The organism is Desulfogranum aggregans, assembly GCF_055398265.1.
Genome location: NZ_AP042447.1, coordinates 34,619 through 53,901, shown reverse-complemented (window position 1 = coordinate 53,901; position 19,283 = coordinate 34,619). Strand labels below are relative to the sequence as shown.

General features: G+C 54.7%; 16 protein-coding genes. 5 read left to right on the top strand and 11 right to left on the bottom strand.

The genetic code is table 11. The annotated features are described in order from the left end of the window. Positions 1 to 69: 69 nt before the first annotated feature. On the bottom strand, positions 70 to 1,092 hold the full coding sequence (gene fbp / locus ACZ52Z_RS00215) for a class 1 fructose-bisphosphatase (RefSeq protein WP_464268758.1): 1,023 nt from the start codon (positions 1,090 to 1,092) through the stop codon (positions 70 to 72). Positions 1,093 to 1,131: 39 nt separating this feature from the next. Continuing rightward, positions 1,132 to 2,670, bottom strand: coding sequence for a leucyl aminopeptidase (locus ACZ52Z_RS00210; RefSeq protein WP_464268757.1), 1,539 nt, complete (start codon positions 2,668 to 2,670; stop codon positions 1,132 to 1,134). A gap of 231 nt (positions 2,671 to 2,901) precedes the next feature. On the opposite strand from ACZ52Z_RS00210, the gene ACZ52Z_RS00205 reads away from it, so the two are divergent. Together ACZ52Z_RS00205 and ACZ52Z_RS00200 are read left to right on the top strand one after the other, a co-directional pair. After that, complete coding sequence (locus tag ACZ52Z_RS00205) at positions 2,902 to 3,996, top strand: hemolysin family protein (protein ID WP_464268756.1); 1,095 nt, start codon at positions 2,902 to 2,904, stop codon at positions 3,994 to 3,996. Beyond that, positions 3,993 to 4,856: a TIGR04211 family SH3 domain-containing protein gene (locus ACZ52Z_RS00200; RefSeq protein ID WP_464268755.1), complete on the top strand. Its 864-nt coding sequence runs from the start codon at positions 3,993 to 3,995 to the stop codon at positions 4,854 to 4,856. Before ACZ52Z_RS00205 ends, ACZ52Z_RS00200 begins: the two co-directional genes overlap by 4 nt. Positions 4,857 to 4,903: 47 nt before the next feature. On the opposite strand, the gene ACZ52Z_RS00195 is transcribed toward ACZ52Z_RS00200, so the two are convergent. The 3 genes from ACZ52Z_RS00195 to ACZ52Z_RS00185 all read right to left on the bottom strand — a co-directional run bounded on the left by ACZ52Z_RS00195 (position 4,904) and on the right by ACZ52Z_RS00185 (position 7,888). Beyond that, positions 4,904 to 5,956, bottom strand: a complete 1,053-nt coding sequence (locus ACZ52Z_RS00195; protein ID WP_464270732.1) for a S1C family serine protease — start codon at positions 5,954 to 5,956, stop codon at positions 4,904 to 4,906. 72 nt (positions 5,957 to 6,028) lie between these two features. Next, positions 6,029 to 7,414 (bottom strand): magnesium transporter, encoded by a 1,386-nt coding sequence (gene mgtE / locus ACZ52Z_RS00190; protein ID WP_464268754.1) that lies wholly within the window; start codon positions 7,412 to 7,414, stop codon positions 6,029 to 6,031. A gap of 273 nt (positions 7,415 to 7,687) precedes the next feature. Further along, on the bottom strand, positions 7,688 to 7,888 hold the full coding sequence (locus tag ACZ52Z_RS00185) for a DUF2065 domain-containing protein (RefSeq protein ID WP_464268753.1): 201 nt from the start codon (positions 7,886 to 7,888) through the stop codon (positions 7,688 to 7,690). 168 nt (positions 7,889 to 8,056) lie between these two features. Between ACZ52Z_RS00185 and purM the strand changes: the two genes are divergently transcribed. Next, positions 8,057 to 9,109: a phosphoribosylformylglycinamidine cyclo-ligase gene (gene purM / locus ACZ52Z_RS00180; RefSeq protein ID WP_464268752.1), complete on the top strand. Its 1,053-nt coding sequence runs from the start codon at positions 8,057 to 8,059 to the stop codon at positions 9,107 to 9,109. A 124-nt stretch (positions 9,110 to 9,233) separates the two neighbouring features. Here purM and ACZ52Z_RS00175 read toward each other — a convergent pair whose 3' ends face one another. Next, the gene (locus ACZ52Z_RS00175) at positions 9,234 to 9,749 is read right to left on the bottom strand and encodes a MogA/MoaB family molybdenum cofactor biosynthesis protein (protein ID WP_464268751.1); all 516 of its coding nucleotides are present in this window, start codon (positions 9,747 to 9,749) and stop codon (positions 9,234 to 9,236) included. Positions 9,750 to 9,752: 3 nt separating this feature from the next. Further along, complete coding sequence (fusA, locus tag ACZ52Z_RS00170; protein WP_464268750.1) at positions 9,753 to 11,816, bottom strand: elongation factor G; 2,064 nt, start codon at positions 11,814 to 11,816, stop codon at positions 9,753 to 9,755. Positions 11,817 to 12,003: 187 nt separating this feature from the next. Between fusA and murJ the strand changes: the two genes are divergently transcribed. Continuing rightward, the gene (murJ, locus tag ACZ52Z_RS00165) at positions 12,004 to 13,611 is read left to right on the top strand and encodes a murein biosynthesis integral membrane protein MurJ (protein WP_464268749.1); all 1,608 of its coding nucleotides are present in this window, start codon (positions 12,004 to 12,006) and stop codon (positions 13,609 to 13,611) included. On the opposite strand, the gene ACZ52Z_RS00160 is transcribed toward murJ, so the two are convergent. Genes ACZ52Z_RS00160 through ACZ52Z_RS00150 form a run of 3 tightly spaced genes read right to left on the bottom strand, consistent with a single transcriptional unit; the run spans position 13,590 to position 16,100 of the window. After that, entirely contained in the window at positions 13,590 to 14,324 is a 735-nt protein-coding gene (locus ACZ52Z_RS00160) for a 16S rRNA (uracil(1498)-N(3))-methyltransferase (RefSeq protein ID WP_464268748.1), read from the bottom strand. The two genes, murJ and ACZ52Z_RS00160, sit on opposite strands and share 22 nt — an antisense overlap. A gap of 11 nt (positions 14,325 to 14,335) precedes the next feature. After that, positions 14,336 to 15,598 (bottom strand): diaminopimelate decarboxylase, encoded by a 1,263-nt coding sequence (locus ACZ52Z_RS00155; RefSeq protein WP_464268747.1) that lies wholly within the window; start codon positions 15,596 to 15,598, stop codon positions 14,336 to 14,338. A 4-nt stretch (positions 15,599 to 15,602) separates the two neighbouring features. Next, entirely contained in the window at positions 15,603 to 16,100 is a 498-nt protein-coding gene (locus tag ACZ52Z_RS00150; RefSeq protein ID WP_464268746.1) for an Lrp/AsnC family transcriptional regulator, read from the bottom strand. 567 nt (positions 16,101 to 16,667) lie between these two features. Between ACZ52Z_RS00150 and ACZ52Z_RS00145 the strand changes: the two genes are divergently transcribed. Beyond that, positions 16,668 to 17,195, top strand: a complete 528-nt coding sequence (locus ACZ52Z_RS00145; protein ID WP_464268745.1) for a gamma-glutamylcyclotransferase family protein — start codon at positions 16,668 to 16,670, stop codon at positions 17,193 to 17,195. A 45-nt stretch (positions 17,196 to 17,240) separates the two neighbouring features. On the opposite strand, the gene ACZ52Z_RS00140 is transcribed toward ACZ52Z_RS00145, so the two are convergent. Continuing rightward, positions 17,241 to 19,283 carry a GNAT family N-acetyltransferase gene (locus tag ACZ52Z_RS00140; RefSeq protein ID WP_464268744.1) on the bottom strand — a complete coding sequence of 681 codons (2,043 nt, stop codon included), beginning with the start codon at positions 19,281 to 19,283 and terminating at the stop codon, positions 17,241 to 17,243.

Here is a 19,283-nt window from a genome sequence, read left to right as displayed (position 1 = left end):
ATACACAATAAATAACTATACCTTACTCATTGTTTCCCGGAGCCGCGGTGTGAATGGCGGCCCCTGGGATTACGCCGGCCCTCCACGGGTAAAAAACTGTTCCGCCAGGTCCACCTCCTTTTTCGAGCCGATAATCAGCGGTACCCGCTGATGGAGACTGTTGGGCTCGATATCGAGGATGCGGCGACCGTCATCGGTGATGGCCCTGCCGCCGGCCTGTTCAACCACCATGGCCAGGGGCGCTGCCTCGTAGAGCAGCCGCAGTTTGCCTTCGGACTTTTCCGGGCTTTTCTTGTCCCTGGGATAAAGGAAGATGCCGCCCTTGACCAGATTGCGGTGAAAGTCGGCAACCAGGGAGCCGATATAGCGCAGGCTGTATGGTCCCAGTCCCTCTTCCTCCCGCTTGAGGTAATTGATGAAATCCCGGGTGGAGTCGAGCCAGTAGTTGCTGTAGGCTTCGTTCACTGAATAGTAGGGGCAGGTGTCCGGGATGGTGATGTAGGGGTGGGAGAGAAAAAATTCTCCAACACTGGGATCAAGGGTGAACCCATGGACCCCGGACCCGGTGGTATAGACCATCACCGTTGAAGAGCCGTAGATGATATAGCCGGCAGCCACCTGCTTGTTTCCCTTTTGCAGCAGATCGGCCTCATTGCCCGTGCCTTTGCCCGACAGGCGGCGATGAATGGAAAAGATGGTCCCGATGCTGACGTTGACGTCGATGTTGGAAGAACCGTCGAGCGGATCAAAGGCAATAGTGTACTCCCCTTCATAGCCGTCGAGCACAGGAATAACCTCATCATCCTCCTCTGAAGCCATGATGCAGACATACCCGCACTGTTCCATGCGGCGTTTGATGGTCTGGTTGGCAAACACATCAAGCTTCTGCACCGTTTCTCCCTGGATATTGGTCTTCCCTGACTGGCCCAGGATATCGGCAAGCCCGGCCATGTTGACCTCGGCGCTGATGATTTTTCCGGCTACAACCAGATCATTGAGCAGGCCGGTCAGGCCGCCGGTCGCTTCCGGATGGAGCAACTGGTCGTCCATAATCTGTCTGGAAACGGTTATTCCTTTTCTCTTTTCAAGCATGAATTTTCCTCTTTGGTGTTCGGCTTGGGGTGTTCGCTGTCAATCCTTATCGGCCGGTTCCTCCAGGGGCTTCCAGTGGCGCAGCAGGTTGACCAGGGTCCGTGTGCAGATCCCGGAAGGCCCTTTGGGGACGTATGATTTTTCCGTATAGTTCCAGGCTGTTCCGGCAATGTCCAGATGGGCCCAGGGAACCTCGCCGACAAATTCCTGCAGGTAGCAGGCCGCGGTGATGGTCCCGGCACTCTTGCCACCGGTATTTTTGATGTCTGCAACCTGGGAATCAATCTGCTTTCGGTATTCAGGACCGATGGGCAGCCGCCAGAGCAGCTCGCCTGAACGCTCGCCGGCTTCCAGCAGGCGTTGGGCGAGCTCATCATTGTTGGCAATCAGACCGGTACGGTGATGCCCGAGGCCGATGATCACCGCACCGGTAAGGGTGGCGAGATCAATGACCGCCTCAGGTGCATAGGTCTCGATTCCATAGGCAAGCGCGTCGGCCAGGATGAGTCGCCCCTCTGCATCGGTATTGATAATCTCCGATGTCTTGCCGCCGTAATGGGTGATAATGTCCCCCGGCTTGAGCGCTGCAGAGCCGGACATATTGTCGGTGGTCGGGATCAGGCCGATGACGTTTACCCCTGCGGGCTCATCCTCGGCTATAGCCTTCATGGCGGTGATCACCGCCGCTCCACCGCACATGTCGTATTTCATGTCCTCCATTCCGGCAGCGGGTTTCAGGCTTATCCCTCCGGAATCAAAAGTCAATCCCTTGCCGACCAGCATTACTGTGGGGTTTTTCCTGTCGGTCCGATATTCAAGCGCCACCAGCCGGGGCGGCTCGGCCGATCCCTGATTCACGCCGAGTATACCGCCCATTCCCAGTTTCTTGAGCGCAGGCTTTTCCAGCACCCGGCACTTGAGCTTATTTTTCTTTGCCGCCCGCTTGGCATAGTCGGCAAAATCGGCAGACGTCCAGCCATTGCCGGGCTGATTGGCCATATCCCGGGCCGAGCAGGCAGCATCGGCCAGAATCTTCCCTCTGTTCATGCCCCGGCGTACGGCAGTGGACGACAATCCGCCGTGGTGCAGGAAAAAGGTTTTCACCGCTTTGGTCTTCTCAAGCGCCTTTTCATCAGTTTTATAATGGTTGAATTGGTAGTTGCCGAGCAACAGCCCCTCGGTAACGCTCTCGGCAATCTCTGTCGGCGAAAGAACAAATTCCTTGGGCAGTACCACCAATACCTCGCTGGCCTTGGCTTTGCATCCCTGGGCGGCAACGACGCCTCCGGCTACACGAAGCTGTTCCAGGCGCCCCCCGACGCTGTCATCCTGCTTACCCAGCCCGACATAGAGCACCCGAGTGGTGGCAAGCTCGCTTTCCTCACCGGTCAGCCCGGAATAAAAAAGGAACACTTCCTCTTTTTCCGCCTTGAAGTCCCCCTGTTCCTTTATCCGATACAGCACCCTGTTGACCAGGGAATCGGTTTCGCCCGGCAGGCGCTCATTCCCTTCTTCAACAAGGTACACGAGGAGATCGCCAGCGAACTCTTCCGGGGACTTGCTTGTCAGTTTGATCATTATCACCTCGAGTTGGATATCCGTTGATGGTGCTGCTGCCACAGAATAGATGCTTCGGCACCGGGTGCAACGCCCCCCTCTGATGCTCCAGAGGGAGCCGCCACCGCAGCTGGAATTGCAAGAATAAGTCAGTTGAACAATTCTTACACTAAAGTTGGCTGAAGCTCAATTGGCAAAACTGTTCTTTTCCGCTAAGATAGCAAAAAAATCCACGATTCGGAGGACGTTCATTTGCTGACTATTTTTCTGGTATCTGTCTGCTGTGCGGTAGTTATCTCGGCCCTCTGCAGTGTTTTTGAGGCAGTGCTCTATTCTCTTTCCGTACCGCACGTCGAACTCATGGCGGCCAAGCATCCGCGTCAGGCAGAGGGGATGAACCGGTTGAAGGAAAATATCGAAAAACCGATCACCGCCATTCTCACCCTCAACACCATTGCCAACACCATCGGCGCATCGGTTGCCGGCGCGGCGGCAGTGGCCCTTTTCGGCCAGCATTCGCTGATCTGGTTTTCCGTCATCTTTACCCTGGTTATTCTCCTCTTCTCTGAAATCCTGCCCAAGACTGTCGGCGTGGTGTTCACCCGGCAACTGGCACCGTATATCGTCGCGCCGCTGCAGGTGATGATCGCCGTGCTGCGCCCCATCATCTGGCTCTGCCAGGCGGTCACCCGGTTGGTCCCCGCCAGTTCGGTTTCGCAGCAGATCTCGGCTGACGAGCTCAAGACCATTGCCAGCCTGAGTAGAAAATCAGGGGAGATAGAAGCCGACCAGGAGACCATTATCGGCAACATCCTCCAGTTGGGCAAAAAATCGGTCCGCAAAGTGATGACCCCCAGGACTGTTACCTTTTCCGTGGACAAGTCACTGACCATTGATGAAGCTTCAAAAGACGAGGACAAGTGGCAGATGCACAGCCGGGTACCGGTATATGACGGCGACCAGGATAACGTGGTCGGCCTGGTGCTCAGCCAGGAGGTACTTATGGCGGCCGCACTCGACCAGAACGACCTGCAGCTCTCGCACATCATGCGTCCGGTCTTTTTTGTCCCGGAAACCGCCCCCCTGGACAGGGTCTTCATCGACTTTTTTGAGAGCCATCAGCACCTCAAAGTCGTGGTGGATGAATATGGCAGCGTGACCGGCGTCATCAGCCTGGAAGATATTATCGAGGAAATTCTGGGCAGGGAAATCGTTGACGAATCCGACAAAAACCAGAACATGCGGGAATTTGCCCGGCTGAGGATAAAGAAAATATCTGCCAAAGTCTCTGCACCGGTGGAGGAAAACGTCTCCGCCAACCCGCCGACGACACCGAGCGACCAGTGAAGCTGCCCAACGGCAATGGCGGACGACAAGCGGATACGGGGTGGCGACACCATCCAAAGCGTGGTACATATGGAGCCGTTCACGTGCAAGCAGGCGGCATCCGCCATGCTCAGGCGTCCTTTCTCCGCCAGCACCCCCTCAGCGTCAACCCTACAACAGAAGAGATGAGCACAGTACCCGTACCGCCAACCGGCACCAGCCGACGTCATTCCATCTACGCCGCTCTTGGCCTGTCGCTGCTCCTGGCAGCAACAGCCCGGGCCAGCACCATGTATGTTCAGCCCTCTTCTGAGATTCCGGTCAGACGGGGACAGGGAACCGAGTTTAAAATCGTTTCCATTGTCAAGGATGGAACAGCAGTGCAATACATCGGGGAGAAGAACGGCTGGGCCGAGGTCAAGCTCGGTAATGGTAAACAGGGATGGATCCTGAAGCGCTACCTCAGCCCCACGCCTCCGTTATCGCAGCAGGTTGAACAGCTGACTGAAGAAAAAGAAACACTGGCCGCAGAGGTTGCCACCCTGCAGGGGCAACTCGACGAACTGACAGGGGCCCAGAGCCAGACGGCCGTGGAGCTGAGCAGCTGCATCGCCGAACGGACCGATATCAGGGATAAATATCAGACCCTGGAGCGTGAGACCATAGATGTCGTCCAGACCAAGGAGGCGTTGATCAATGCCCGGGCGGAAATCGAACGGTTGAAACGGGAAAACAACGATATCCACGTTGCCAACACCGTATTAAAGAAAAACGAATCAATCAAGTGGTTCATGGCCGGTTCCGGAGTTCTGCTCGCCGGTTGGCTGCTGGGCCGAATTTCGCGCAAAGCACGCAGGAAAAAGCCTTCCCTGCTTTCCTAGCACCACCGGCCTCCCTTGGCGGAAACTCCCGTCATGCGGCTTGGTGATTAATTGCTTGCCTCCAGCACCACGGCGACCTCAATGGTGCCTTCATCACGCAGCAGTCTGAGCACAACCTCCTCACCCACAGCATAGCGCTCCAGGGCATCACGAAGGGAATCATAGTCCTTCACAGGCTCGCCGTTTACAGCCTGGATCACATCTCCCAGAATAAGCCCGCCGCGAACCTGCTGCGTTCCCTGCAGCCCGGCCTTTTCGGCATTGGAGCCTGGAGCAACGCGCAACACCAATACGCCATCGAGGCCGAGATCGTCGGTCAAGCGCCTGTTGGCAAGCACTATCCCGAGACCGGGTTTGATCACCTTGCCGTGTCGGATAACCTGGGGCACGACCCGGTTCACCTCACCCACGGGCACCGCAAAACCGATCCCTGAACTGGCGCCCGAGGGGCTGAAAATGGCGGTGTTCACCCCAATCAGTCTGCCGGCACTGTCCAGCAGTGGTCCGCCAGAATTGCCTGGGTTAATGGCGGCATCCGTCTGGATGACATCATGGATGGTTCTTCCGGTTACGGCCTGGATCTCCCTGCCCAGAGCGCTGACCACTCCAGTGGTCAGGGTTTGATCAAGACCGAACGGATTGCCGATGGCAAAGACCTTCTGCCCCACCAACAGGGAAGAGGAGTCGCCAATGGCCAGGGGCTTGAGTTTATTCGCCGGCGCGGTTATCTGCAGCACCGCCAGATCCCTGTCCGGTGCGGCGCCAACCAGCACGGCCTTCCAGGAGGAGTGATCGGCCAAAGTCACCTCGATCCTGCTGGCATCAGAAATCACGTGATAATTGGTTACGATCCGCCCTTGCTTGTCCCATACAAAACCGGAGCCTGTCCCCTGGGGCATCTCGTAGACGTTGAGGCTGAAAAGATTCCTGCGCACGGCAATACTGGTGATGTACACCACCGAAGGAGCGGCATTGCGGAAAATATCAATGGTATTTTGCTCATCAGCGGCCAGGTCCCCTCGGGCAGCAATGGTACGCGGTACCGCTGTCGGATCGTGCAGGGTGGGCTGAATAGTCTGAAAAATCAGCCACACTACCATCGCGCCGATAATCAGTATCCACAATCCCCTTGTGCTGCCTGGGCCCCCAAAAAAAGATGATTGTTTCATGGGCTATAGATTGAGTAACATTTTGGCAACCATGAAGTACAGACCAATGCCCAGTACATCAACGGCCGTGGTGATAAACGGGCCGGTGGCAACGGCTGCATCGATATTGAGCCGCTTCAGCACCAGCGGGACCAGGGCGCCGACCATGGCGGACATCGCCATCACCGCAAAAACGGAAAATCCGACAACCAGTCCCAGCTCCATTGGGTCGGCATAGCTGAAAAAGGCAATCACCCCCAAGAGCAGGCCGAAAATAATCCCCAACACAATACCGACCAGGGACTCTTTGAGGACAATCTGAAAAAACTGCTGCATACTGGCCCGGCCAGTAGCCAGCCCCCGGACGATAATCGTGCTTGACTGGGTGGCAATGTTGCCACCCATGCCGGCGATGATAGGAATAAATGCCGCCAAGGCGAGGACCTTGGCCAGTGCGTCTTCAAACGAGGTGATAATATACATGGCCCCGACACCACCCAACCAGGAGGCAAGCAGCCAGGGGGCGCGGATAAAAATCTTCTGGTGAAGCGGTTTGAGCAGGATCTCCTGGTCGCGTCCAGCCCCGGCCATCTGCATGAAATCCTCATTGGCCTCTTCACGCAAAACGTCGATCACATCATCCACGGTAACGATCCCCACCATGGTAAAGGCTGCATCCACCACTGGTACCGCCAACATGTTGTACTGGGAAACGATGTGGGCCACCTCCTCCTGATCCGTATCGGTGGTCACTGTAATCACGTTGGTGTTCATGATATTTTTCAGTTTCCGATGCATGGGATGGAGAATGAGCTCACGCAGGGAGAGGACCCCGGCAAGCTGACCGTCGCCATGGGTGATGTAGAGATAGAAGACCATCTCCTTCTCTTCGCTCCGCCGCTGTACCTTGGCAATGGCCTCCTCAACAGTCAGCTCCTGATCCAGGTACATGAAATCGGGCGACATTATACCGCCGGCGGAGTCAGGGTCATACTTGAGCAGCTCTTCGACTTCGTCCCGGTCCTTGACCTCCATGTGGGTTCGGATCTCCACCGCCACTTCGTTGGGAAGCGCTTCGAGCAGATCAGCCGCATCATCTGATGCCATGTCAGTGACCACATTGGCCATAAACCGGGGAGACAGCCCTTCGACCAGGTCGAGCATGATCTGATCGTCCAGCTCACTGAGAAAGAGAGCTACCTGATCGGTCTGGGCCAGGATTTCGAAGATATATTTTTGTTCGGTAAAATTCAGGGATCGAAAAACCCAGGCCAGATCGGCCGGATGTGTTTTGAGGATAAGCTTACGAATATTTTCTTTTGCTGCCCGACGATGCAGGCGCCGCAGGGTATCGCGGAGTACTTTCCCCTCAAGTCCGACCATTTCCCTTTTCGGGGTTTTTCCTATCATACCTACCTCATGAACCTGAAGGAGATCGTTTCATGGTCCTCTCTGTCCGGACCAAAACGTTTTTTGGCGAAAAAAAGAGCAGTTGAAGGACACAGCGCCGGTTGAACAGGCCATGCCTCGCGCTGACTGCCGGAGGTTGCTCTCCACCTCCAGACAATCGTGGCAAAACTATATAGCTTACAGAACGATGGGGAGAAAAGTCAATCGATAAAAGGAGGGACAACCATTCCTCATGGATACTGCGTGGTAATTTACTCTACCTTGGCGCTCCGTTCAGGAAAACAAGCCGCTTCGTTGCCCGAGAAAGCAAAGAAAAAAACCCACAGCCATGGCTATGATGCCCATTTTTCGCAATTGGGCGGGTTCCATTTCCAGCAACTGCGCCAGCCAGCGCTTCATCCCTTCCGGTGCGACCACATAAGGCAATCCTTCCAAAACACAAACCAGACCTATCAGTGTTATCAGCAATTCCATCCCATTTCCTTACCAGAAAGAAACAGGGGTTGCAATCCCCACAAACATATTGACAATACTCAGTAAAAAAAAGTATTCTTTATACTTACCCTTAATAGGCATACACCACTATTACTCAACCATTCCCTACCTTTATCCAGGCAGGGAGGCTGCCCCCACAAAAAACCTATGACAGAACCAACCTCGAAATATGCCGAAGCCGGTGTAGATATTGACAAAGGCAATCGTTTTGTTTCCACCATCAAAGACATTGTCAAGGATACGCACCGCCGCGGCGTATTGAGTGATATCGGTGGATTTTCCGGGCTGTTTGCCATTGGCAATGAAGACTACAAGGATCCGGTGCTTATTGCCTCCACCGATGGTGTGGGCACCAAGCTGAATATCGCCAAGTTATGCAACAAGCATGATACCATTGGCATCGACCTGGTGGCCATGTGTGTCAATGACGTGGTGGTGAGTGGCGCCAAGCCGCTTTTTTTTCTTGATTACTTCTCGGTCAGCAAACTGGACATGGAGGTAGCCACCGAAGTTGTCAAAGGGATTGCTGCTGGCTGTAAGATTGCCAACTGCTCTCTTATCGGCGGCGAGACAGCGGAAATGCCCGGCCTGTATCAGCCCGGTGATTACGATCTGGCAGGCTTTGTGGTGGGTATTGGCGACCGAAACAATATCATCGACGGCAGCGATGTTCGGGTAGGCGATCAGATTATAGGTCTCGCCTCTTCAGGGCTCCACTCCAACGGGTATTCCCTGGTGCGCAAAATCATGTTTGAAGAGCTGGGCCTGGACGTGGCAGACACCATCGAGGAACTGGGTTGCACGCTTGGGGAGGAGTTGCTTCGCCCCACCCGCATCTATGTGGACAGCATTACAACACTGTTGCGGCGCTACCCTATCAACGGCCTGGTGCACAACACCGGCGGCGGTTTTATCGACAATATTCCGCGTATACTGCCTGCCGGCTGCGACGCCCATATACAGACCGGCACCTGGCCGGTACTTCCGATTTTCGATTATCTTCAGGAAAAAGGTAATATCCACATCGACGAAATGTATCGAACCTTCAACATGGGCATTGGCATGCTGGCCATAGTCGCTGCTGATAAGGTTGAAGATATCCTCCACCAGTTCCAGGCACTGGGGGAAAAGCCCTACCTGATCGGCTCAGTGGTTGCCGCTGGAAACGGCAAGGGAAAACAGGTTTTTATTGAGCCTTAAACAGCATGCCCCCCCCCGGACGCATCAAGCACAGTGCCTAAAAAAAGGGTAGAGTGATTGTTCACTCTACCCTTTTTTCGTGCGTCGGTCGTACCGCCCCTGCCGGCCAGACCCGGCAGCATCGTCAGGCCTGTGCGCAGTCGGCGGTTCCGCCCTTGAGTTTGTATATACCGTGAGCCAAGGCCGGAAGTACGGCCTCCAGGTTTTCGCCGGCAGCTTTTCTACTGCCGGGCAGGTTAATGATCAGGGAGTGCTTTCGTATACCGGCAATGCCCCGCGACCAGATCCCCTGAATTGTCTTCTCCAGACTCGCCGCACGCATGGCCTCGCTGATACCGGGCACCTCCCTGTCCAGGATAGTACGGGTCGCCTCCGGGGTCTGATCCGAAGGCGACACCCCAGTACCGCCCGTGGTCACGATCAGGTCAAGCCCCAGGTTGTCTGCCCAGTCGACCAGGGTCTGTTCGATCAGCGACTGCTGATCCGGCAGGATTTGATAGGCTTTGATCACGAAACCGGCCGTACCAAGCATCTCTTTCAACAGTTCACCGCTGGTATCAATACGCTCCCCCCGAGAGCCTTTATCGCTGAGGGTGAGGATGCCGCAGGTGTAGGTCTCGGCTGGGGAATTGCTGATCACGACTTACTCTTCACTTTGCTTGTGGGCTTCAATGACTTTTTCCGCAATGCTTGCCGGCACCTCTTCGTAATGGGAGAATTTAACGGTAAAAGTTCCCTGTCCCCCGGTCATGGAGGTCAAATCCAGGGCATAAAGGAGTATCTCTGCCTGGGGTACATGGGCATTGACAATTTCATATTTATCAGTGGAATCCATCCCTAGTACTTTGCCTCGGCGACTGTTCAGGTCACCCATTACATCACCGACAAAATCCTTACCCACCTTTACTTCCATTTCCATAATCGGCTCAAGCAGAACCGGCTGCGCATCGAGCACGCCTTTTTTAAATGCCAGTGACCCGGCAATTTTAAAGGCCATTTCCGAGGAGTCTACAGCATGAAAGGAACCGTCAATAAGATTGACTTTTAAATCGACAAACGGGTACCCGGCAATAACACCCTTTTCCATGGCCTCCAGGATACCTTTTTCCACTGCCGGACGGTACTGCTGGGGAATAACCCCACCGACGATGGAATCAACAAATTCAAACTGCTCACCTCGGGCAAGGGGCGACAGCTCTACCGTACAGTCGCCGAACTGCCCACGACCACCGGATTGTTTCTTGTGTTTGCCCTGGACAGTTGTACTGCCCTTGATGGTTTCCCGATACGGCACCTTGGGCGGACGCAGCTCCATCTCCACACCGAACTTCCGTTTGAGCTTCTCACCGACCATCTCCAGGTGGGACTGACCAACGCCCGAGATAAGCACTTCTTTGGTCTGCTGCTCTCTGGTCAGCTTCAGGGTCAGGTCCTCATCGAGCAGCTTGGTGATGGAGGCGAACAGTTTTTCCTCGTCCCCCTTCTTGGCACTGACCGCGTAAGAGATGACCGTGGGCAATGGTTCTACGCTTTCAAACAGAATTTTATCCGATTCAGCGCAAAGGGTATCGCCGGTGGCGGTTTCTTTGAGCTTGGCCACCGCGACAACCATACCGGGCACGGCAAAATCTACCGGCTTTTGTTCCTTACCTTCCATCACATACAGCTGACCGAATCGTTCGGAGGTTTCTTTATTGGTATTATAAAAGCTGTCGCCTGCCAGCTTTCCGGAATAAACCCGGAAAATAGTCAATCGACCGGCAAACGGATCGGCCATGGTCTTAAACACCAGGGCGGAAAACGGGGCGTCAACGGTTGCCGATCGCTCCACCACTTCCTCACTGGCCGGATCAATGCCTTCCACAGCCGGACGCTGATCCGGCGAGGGCAACAGATTGACAATGGCGTCGAGGATAACGCTGGAACCTTTGTTGGCCAGGGATGCACACGCACAGACCGGGGCAACTTCTGCTTTCCGTACCGCCTGGGCAAGCCCTTCCTTGAGTTTATCATCGGGCAGCTCTCCCTCTTCGAGAAAGAGCTCCAGCAGGTCGTCGTCGGTTTCCGCTACGTACTCCTGGAGGTTTTCCCGCAGTTCGGCCACCTCGTCCTGCATCTCTGCCGGCACATCCTCGGCCTTGGCGCCGCCTTTATCATCGAATATCAAAGCCTTATTGGCAACGATATCGACAACGCCCTTAAAATCCTCCTCTGCTCCAATGGGCAGGTAGAGGACCACCGGATTGAGCTTAAACGCTTCGCGGATGTCATCCACGGTTTTAGAGAAATTTGCGCGTTCGCGATCCATTTTCGTCACGCAGATGAGGCAGGGCAGATTATTCTCCTGCACCATGTCGACAAACCGTTCTGTCTGCGGACGAACGGAAAGTACCGCGCCAACGGTGAGCACCGCGCTATCCGCTACGTGGGCGGCAAATCGACTTTCATTGACAAAGTTATCGTCTCCAGGGGTATCAGCAAGGAATATCTCGTTTTTCTGCCATGGTACATGGTTGAAGGCCGTACTCATGGAAATCTGCCGCTTCACCTCTTCCGGCTCAAAATCCATGGAGGCTGTTCCATCATCCACCTTACCCAACCGCTTCACCGAGCCCGCAGTAAACAATAACGCTTCAGCGAGTGTTGATTTACCGCTGTTGCCATGTCCGAGAATAACAGTGTTCCTTATGTGTTGAACGTCTTGCATGGATACCTCCGGTGAAACGGGTGCATGATTGAATTGTAAGGAGATTACCTTTCCATCCGGTTTTCGGGAAAATACTTTCTCTTTCCAGGCAGGAATGGTAACCATCTACTCCTGAAAAAACAGTTTCTTATATATTCAGATTATACTGGCAAAGTCAAGCGATAACCTCCTTACCACCACGTGATGCATGACCACTGAAAAAACCGACCAACCCAGTTGTTCTACGGGGAAAATTGCCCGCTCTGCTGGCGCTGTGAGCGTGGCTGTAATGTGCAGCCGGGTTCTGGGACTTGTCCGCGAGCAGCTCTTTGCCGGCCTTTTCGGCGCCGGGTATGCCTACGATGCCTTTGTGGTCGCCTTTCGCATCCCCAACCTGCTCAGAGACCTGTTTGGCGAGGGGGCACTTTCCGCCGCTTTTGTTACCGTTTTTTCCGATTACGATACCAACAAGGGAGCCAAGGCCACATGGGAACTCGCCTCCTCTGTGCTGATCTTCTTTGCCATCCTGCTGAGCCTATTATCCCTGGTAGGGATTTACTACGCCGACTTCATCGTTCACCTGCTCGCTCCTGACTTTGCCCTGGTTGAAGGAAAGACCTTGCTTACCGCCAAGCTGACCAGGATCATGTTTCCCTTTCTGCTTTTCGTTAGCCTGGCAGCGGTGGTCATGGGCATGCTCAATACCAAGGGCAGGTTCTTTATTCCGGCAATGGCTTCCAGCTTTTTCAACCTGGGCTCTATTGTCGGCGGGGTGTCACTGGCTTTTATCTTGCCCCATTACGGTCACCCAGCCATTGCCGGAATGGCATGGGGAACCCTTATCGGCGGGGCCATGCAGCTCTCCATTCAACTACCCTCCCTGCTGCGGGCAGGCTTCAGGTTCACCCCCCGCCTCAACCTGCGCGAACCGGGTCTGCGCCGGATACTGCTCCTGATGCTGCCGGCAACCATCGGGCTTTCCGCAACCCAGCTTAATATCTTCATCAACACCAATTTTGCCGCCAGCTGCGCTGAGGGGTCGGTCTCCTGGCTCAACTATGCCTTTCGACTGGTACAACTGCCCATCGGTATATTCGGTGTTGCCCTTTCCATTGCAGCCATGCCGGTGATGGCCAAGCTGGCGGCGGAAAAAAACCTAAAGGCACTCAAGCAGTCATTTATCTCCTCGCTGGTTCTGGTCTTCAGCCTGACCCTGCCGGCCACAGCCGGACTGATACTCCTGGCTGAGCCTATTATCCGTCTCATTTTCGAGCACGGCAGTTTTTCCGCCTTTGATACGCTCAAGACCGCTGAGGCCCTCCAATTCTATGCTGTCGGCCTTTTTGCCTATTCCGCCATAAAGGTCATGGTTCCTGTCTTCTATGCCATCAACACCACCCGCTATCCGGTCATTGGCAGTTTTATCGGGGTGGCTGCCAACCTGGTGATCATCAGCATGATCATAGACGTGCTGCAGCACCGCGGCATCGCTCTCTCGACCTCCTGTGCCATTGGCTGTAATTTTCTGTTTCTGGGAATTATCCTGATAAGGAAGCTGGATGGGCTGCCCCTGGCCTACCTGGGGAGAGGGCTATTTAAAATCCTGAGTGCCACTCTGGTGATGGGAGCTGCGGTGTGGGCACTGCAGCGGCAACTGGAAGCCTGGTTGCACGGACCGGTTCTATTCCAGGCCGCAGGCGTTTTTGCCCTGGTCTTTTGCGGGGGCGTCGTCTACGCACTCGCCCTGCAGCTGAGCGGGCTACCGGAGTACACCCTGCTGACCGGCAAGATGCGTCAACGTTTTTTCAGGTCATAGAGCAACTGGAGTTGAGCAAGCAAGGCCACGGTGGCCGTATCCACATGCAGGATGCGCTCCCCCATGGTGAAGGCCTGGAAGCCTGCACTGGCAAACATATCCAATTCAAAATCGTTCCACCCGCCCTCCGGTCCTACGGCCAGAAGCACTCTTCCATCGGGCTTCGGCACATCCAACGCCGCCAGCGGTGTACCTACCCGTGGGTGGGCAATAATACCGCTACCTTCCAGGGTGGGCAGGAAATCCTGGGCAAAGGGTTTGAACTGCCGATGAATACTGACCTCAGGCAGCCAGGTGTCCATCCCCTGCTCCATTCCCTCGATGAGGAGTTCATGTATCTTATCCGGCGCCAGAACCGGACTCTGAAAAAAGGATTTTTCCACTCGGCGCGAGCGGATCAGATAAAACCGACGCACGCCAAGCACGGTTGCCTGCTTGAGAATACGTTGCAGCATGATCGGTCTCGGCAGCGCCAGGATCAGCTCAACATGCAGGCTGCACACTGGCGGGTTTTCCAGGCTCACTTCCAGCACCACTTCACGCGGGGTAAGATCAACGACCGTCCCATGGCCGATCGGCCCGTTTATCATGCCCACCCGGACCAGATCGCCCTGCTCCACGCGGAGTACGTTGCGCAGATGCGCTGCCCTGCGGTCGGTGAGGACCAGGCGACGAACGTCCAACTCGCCGCCTGTAAAGATCAACAGATTCACGAAGCCCCGGGTTAGCCGATGATGAGGGAATCGGGTTCGAAATTCAAGGTCGCAAAATAATCGGCCGGGGTTTCTTCCCTGCGAATCAGCTCCACCGTCCCATCAACGGTGAAGAGCACTTCCTTGGGCCGAAGCTTGCCGTTGTAGTTAAAGCCCATGGCATGTCCATGGGCACCGGTATCATGGATGATGAGGATGTCGCCATTATCGATTTTTGGCAGTGCCCGTTGAATGGCAAACTTATCGTTGTTTTCACACAGGGAGCCCACTACATCAACCACTTCACCGGCTGTTTCCTCTCCTTTCCCCAGTACCTCGATATGGTGATAGGCCCCATACATGGCGGGCCGCATCAGGGCTGTCATGCAGGCATCCACCCCAATATAGGTACGATAGATTTCCTTGCGATTGATGGCGGTAACCACCAGGGCACCGTGGGGACCGGTCATGAACCGTCCGCTTTCCATAAATAATGCCGGTGCATACCCGTTGGCCTGCTTGAACCGTTGAAACAGGGAGGTTATCCCCTGCCCCATGGCTTCAAGGTCCAGCGGGGTTGCATCGGGAGTATAAGGTATACCCATACCGCCGCCGATATTGATAAACTCAAAGGTAATCCCAAGCTGGGCGTATAATTCGCCGATCAGGTCGAGCAGCATCTCGGCGGTCTGAACCATGTAGCCATGGTACAGTTCATTGGAAGCGAGCATGGTATGAATGCCGAACCGCTTTACCCCCCGGTCGCGAGCCTTCCGGTAGGCATCGATGATTTGATCATGACTCACCCCGTATTTGGCCTCCACCGGGTTACCGATGATTTCGTTACCCGATCGGCGCGCACCTGGATTATAACGAAAACAGATCAACTCCGGCATTTCTTCGATCTTATCTAGCAGAGAGATATCATCCAGGTTAAGAATACATCCCCCATCGGCTGCAGCCAGCCTGAACTCTTCCTCACTGGTATTATTGGAGGTAAACATGATATCATCGCCAACAGCTCCGAGTTGGCGACTGAGAAGCAGTTCGGTGATGGAACTGCAGTCAAAGCCAAAGCCCATGTCCTGCATAATTCGAAGGATCGCCGGGTTGGGCAGTGCCTTTACCGCATAATATTCGCGAAACTCATCAATACCGGCAAAGGCATCCTTGAGCCGGGCACCAGTCTCTCGAATTCCCTGTTCATCATACACATGAAAAGGAGTGCCGAAATGGTCTGCCATGGCCGGCAGGTGAGGATACAGTCGTGCTTTATAGTCAGATGAAAGGGGCATACGCTTAATCCTTGCAATGGAGGGTTGTGGAGAGCGGCAGTTTGGCCGTTTCCTTATACGATTTCAGTACCGTTGCCGTCCGGGTAGAGACAACCCCCTCGACCGCGGCAATCCTACATCTGAGGACAGTACCCAGTTCTTCGGTATCAGCCACCCGCATTTTCAGCAGGTAGCTGTCGTCGCCGGCAACATAATGCACTTCCTGCACCTCGGGAACAGCTGCAAAGGCCTCCCCTGCATCAGCTGCACCAGCTGCCACCCGAACCTGGACAAAGGCGACCTGACGGCGATCGAACATTTCCGGATTCAACCGTACTTCATATCCTTCGATGACCCCCTGCCGCTCCATCTTGCGGATACGCTCCAGTACCGCAGAGGGCGCCATTTCCATCTGTCGGGCTACCTCAACATTGGGTATTCGCGCTTTCTCCTGGAGTATCTGCAGTATTTTCAGGCTAGTTGCATCGATCATCGAGTGCACCCCGGTTCCTTTGTTTTCCATCAGCCGTCACTCATGGCTGTTATCCTTTCCTCGTCCCAACAAAATAACCGCCAGATCCTGACTGTCAAGACAAATATTCTGCTTGAAAGCTAAAAAAGAGACAAAAATTCTCTTATGTGTAAAATAAAAAGAATAGATAGGCTCCTGGATAATAATCGGCCTGCCGAGCTGACCTCTTCTGCTTTTGCCTCCCTGGTCTGAGGCCAGGAGGCCTCCTTGCCTTTGCTGACCCCACTGCCTGCCTCCCTTTACCAGGGTGGTGAACAGCCCGGAACCGGCTTTCGTCCGGTCGCTCACTGACAGGGGACGGCACGCTCTTCCCCAAACCGTCATCTCCCACCTGCAGAAGGGAAAAAACAGCCCCCCCTTGCTTCTTCATACTGCAGTCATACTGTAGAGAGGAGATATAGTCAGGCGAGTAAGATATACAAACACAAGCGGGCTCTTTTCCATCACCAGGAGCACAACCCGAGGCACGTATGGGGTGGTATTCCGTCCCTCCTCCGCTCCGGTCTCTTTATTCCCTCTGCCTCCCGGAGCGGGGCATGCGACTTACTTGACGGATCGATGGTTGGAATACTTGTTTATGGCAGTCTGATGAACAGGCGTGAAGCAAAGGCACAGCAGCTTGCTGGCCGTACAATGCTCCCAGTGCTGGTAGATGGGTACAGACGTCAATTTTCCCAGGAACCCTCCTGGCGGTCAGCCAGCGGTAGAGAGCGAGCGGTATTGTCGGTGATGCCGGCTCGTAATCATGCGATGAACGGCATACTACTGCAGGGGATATCCTCCAAACATCTCCACCTCCTGGACAAACGCGAGCAGGGCTATGAACGGGTAATGGTTGCCAGCGAAAGCGTAAGGCATTGGACCCAAGGAAAAAACACCATCTCCTGTGCAACCATTTTCATCTACCAGGGGAAAAGCGAGAAAAGCAATTCTGAACTCCTGCCCCATCCTGCCTATCTCCAACTATGCCTGGATGGGGCCAGAGAATGGGGGCCAGATTTCTTTGCCCAATTTCTGCACACAACCTTTGTCGGTTCTCAGCTGTTGAGTGAATACCTTCGCTGCCGGGACCTGTACCTTTCTTGAACGCTCAAGGATCCGGCCTCCCTTTCCGGCCGTAGTCCCTATCGGTCAGGCCCTCTTGTCCACCTCCGCTTTCTCACCATGGGCGAGAAAGATCGGGACAAACATCCATGCTCCGGCGATGGTGGAGAAGCCCCTCAGTGCATCGATCAGCACCTGATCTTCTTTTTTCCACGCCCCCATCCGTTTCAAAGTCTGTTCTTTAAAGCTGAAAGCCGCGTCTACCAGGGCATCCAGCGAAATTTCCCGGGAGGTGACCGGTACGACTTCGGTGTTGACCGCACTGAACCCCTCGTCCAGCAGGAGACCGCCGAGTTTTCTTCCTATGTGGCGGTCACCGCCCAGCTGCGCCTGTGCCGAGGCTGTCCGTTGTTGAAAATCATGGAACCCTTCAGGTTCGGGGTGTACGATAACCCCTTTATCATCCACATCAAGGATGATCACCTTACCGCCCGGCCGGGTTACTCGCTGCAGTTCCTTGAGTACTTCCGAGGGATTGGACAGATGCTGAAAAACAAAACGGGCAGTACAGTAATCAACCTGACCATCCTCCAGAGGGATATCCTCTCCCCGTCCCTCAACAAAAGTGCACCTTTCCGCAACGCCATGGTGCCTGGCATGCTCTCTTGCGCGGTCCCGTAGCAGCTTGTCCGGTTCCACCCCGATGAATCGGCTACAGGGAAACAACTGCGCCAGCATAATGGAGGTCAGGCCGGGGCCAGATCCCAGGTCAAGAAAGGTGCAGTTGTCCGTGCAGCCGATTCGTTTGAGCCAATACTGTTCCAACTCTCTGCCCATCCAGGCCTGTCGCTGCAGGCGCTCCAATTCCCTTACCGGATCGTCAAGGGTAGAAATGGCATAGGAATCATCAGGTATCTGCTGATGGGTGGATATTTGTTTGGGCATGACAGTATCCTTGAGGTAATGTCGATGGGAAGCTCGACGATAAGTCTGCATAAACTGCAGGTGTAGCATGTGCAGTCGCGAGACCAAAAGCAGGTTGAGATTCATGCGTAACCTGCCGGCAAAGACAACATCATGACTATCCATGACCTCAAACAGGTTATACGGCAGAATCAATACTTCGGAATCCTGTAGGGCTACCAGGGCCGCTGAGCGGACACCGCCAACGAGGGCCTCTACCTCTCCGCAAAGGGCTCCTGCTTCCAGTATACCTACGAAATGAGGGACTTCGCCCTCATCAAAAGTAATTCCCAATTGCCCTGAGAGAACGAGTCCCATGCTGCGCTCCTTTTCTCCCATGGTGAACAGCCGCTCTCCACGCTGGATACGGATATTCGGGTAGCGACGCATGTACTGCATGAGGCGCTGCATTTCCTCCTCGGAAAAACCGTGAAAAAAATTGGACGATGGCAGGGCGCTCAATCTATGGGCTATCCCAGCCCACAGGGCCTTCTTCTGCAACGGAGTAACAGCAGGTTCCTCCCAATCGGGAAAGTGCTGCTGCATCAACGCCGCAGTAGCTCCACCACCTTCCCCGTCCACCTGGCAGAAACGACGAAATGGACTCCGCACCCGTTCAAGATAGGCGTGGTCATGGGAAACAAGAAGGAGCGGCAGACGAAGCCCTGCTTTGTTCTGTATCCGACAAGCAGGTGCATATGGTCGGTATCCCAGCTGATAATAGAGGTGCACCAGTGACAACTCCGACAAACAGATATCCAGGACATAGCCAAGCCTGGTGCCCCGCTCATACAAATAGTGCGCAAGCAGCGAGGCAATGGTTGTCCCCCGATACCCTGGATCGATCATGAGAGCGCTGGTATAACTCACAGAAGTTTTGCCAAACAGGGGCAGGAGGGATTCAAACCGAAGAACATCGCTCAACTGCTGCGGGAAGCTGGTCTGGTCTGCATAATTGGTGCGAACGGTACCGACGATTTGTCCGGTAGCATCATCCCGGGCAACCACAATACAGGCACTGCGGTCAAGGCCGTCGGTGTACAGCTTTTGCCGATGATCCATGCCTGGAAGCTGCTTCCCCAGTTCTTCGCCATAAATGCCATACCGAAACCTGTATAGCTCCCTCTGTTCGGCCTTGGTGATGACTTCAGTAATGGAAACTGCCAT

What these genes read in the sequence shown, in the direction of transcription:
- ACZ52Z_RS00185 (WP_464268753.1), bottom strand. Translation starts at nt 7,888, where the DNA reads ATGGAATTGCTGATAACACTGATAGGTCTGGTTTGTGTTTTGGAAGGA.
- ACZ52Z_RS00155 (WP_464268747.1), bottom strand. Translation starts at nt 15,598, where the DNA reads ATGCCCCTTTCATCTGACTATAAAGCACGACTGTATCCTCACCTGCCG.
- fusA (WP_464268750.1), bottom strand. Translation starts at nt 11,816, where the DNA reads ATGCAAGACGTTCAACACATAAGGAACACTGTTATTCTCGGACATGGC.
- murJ (WP_464268749.1), top strand. Translation starts at nt 12,004, where the DNA reads ATGACCACTGAAAAAACCGACCAACCCAGTTGTTCTACGGGGAAAATT.
- ACZ52Z_RS00210 (WP_464268757.1), bottom strand. Translation starts at nt 2,670, where the DNA reads ATGATCAAACTGACAAGCAAGTCCCCGGAAGAGTTCGCTGGCGATCTC.
- purM (WP_464268752.1), top strand. Translation starts at nt 8,057, where the DNA reads ATGACAGAACCAACCTCGAAATATGCCGAAGCCGGTGTAGATATTGAC.
- ACZ52Z_RS00145 (WP_464268745.1), top strand. Translation starts at nt 16,668, where the DNA reads ATGGTTGGAATACTTGTTTATGGCAGTCTGATGAACAGGCGTGAAGCA.
- fbp (WP_464268758.1), bottom strand. Translation starts at nt 1,092, where the DNA reads ATGCTTGAAAAGAGAAAAGGAATAACCGTTTCCAGACAGATTATGGAC.
- ACZ52Z_RS00195 (WP_464270732.1), bottom strand. Translation starts at nt 5,956, where the DNA reads ATGGTAGTGTGGCTGATTTTTCAGACTATTCAGCCCACCCTGCACGAT.
- mgtE (WP_464268754.1), bottom strand. Translation starts at nt 7,414, where the DNA reads ATGATAGGAAAAACCCCGAAAAGGGAAATGGTCGGACTTGAGGGGAAA.
- ACZ52Z_RS00150 (WP_464268746.1), bottom strand. Translation starts at nt 16,100, where the DNA reads ATGGAAAACAAAGGAACCGGGGTGCACTCGATGATCGATGCAACTAGC.
- ACZ52Z_RS00140 (WP_464268744.1), bottom strand. Translation starts at nt 19,283, where the DNA reads ATGGCAGTTTCCATTACTGAAGTCATCACCAAGGCCGAACAGAGGGAG.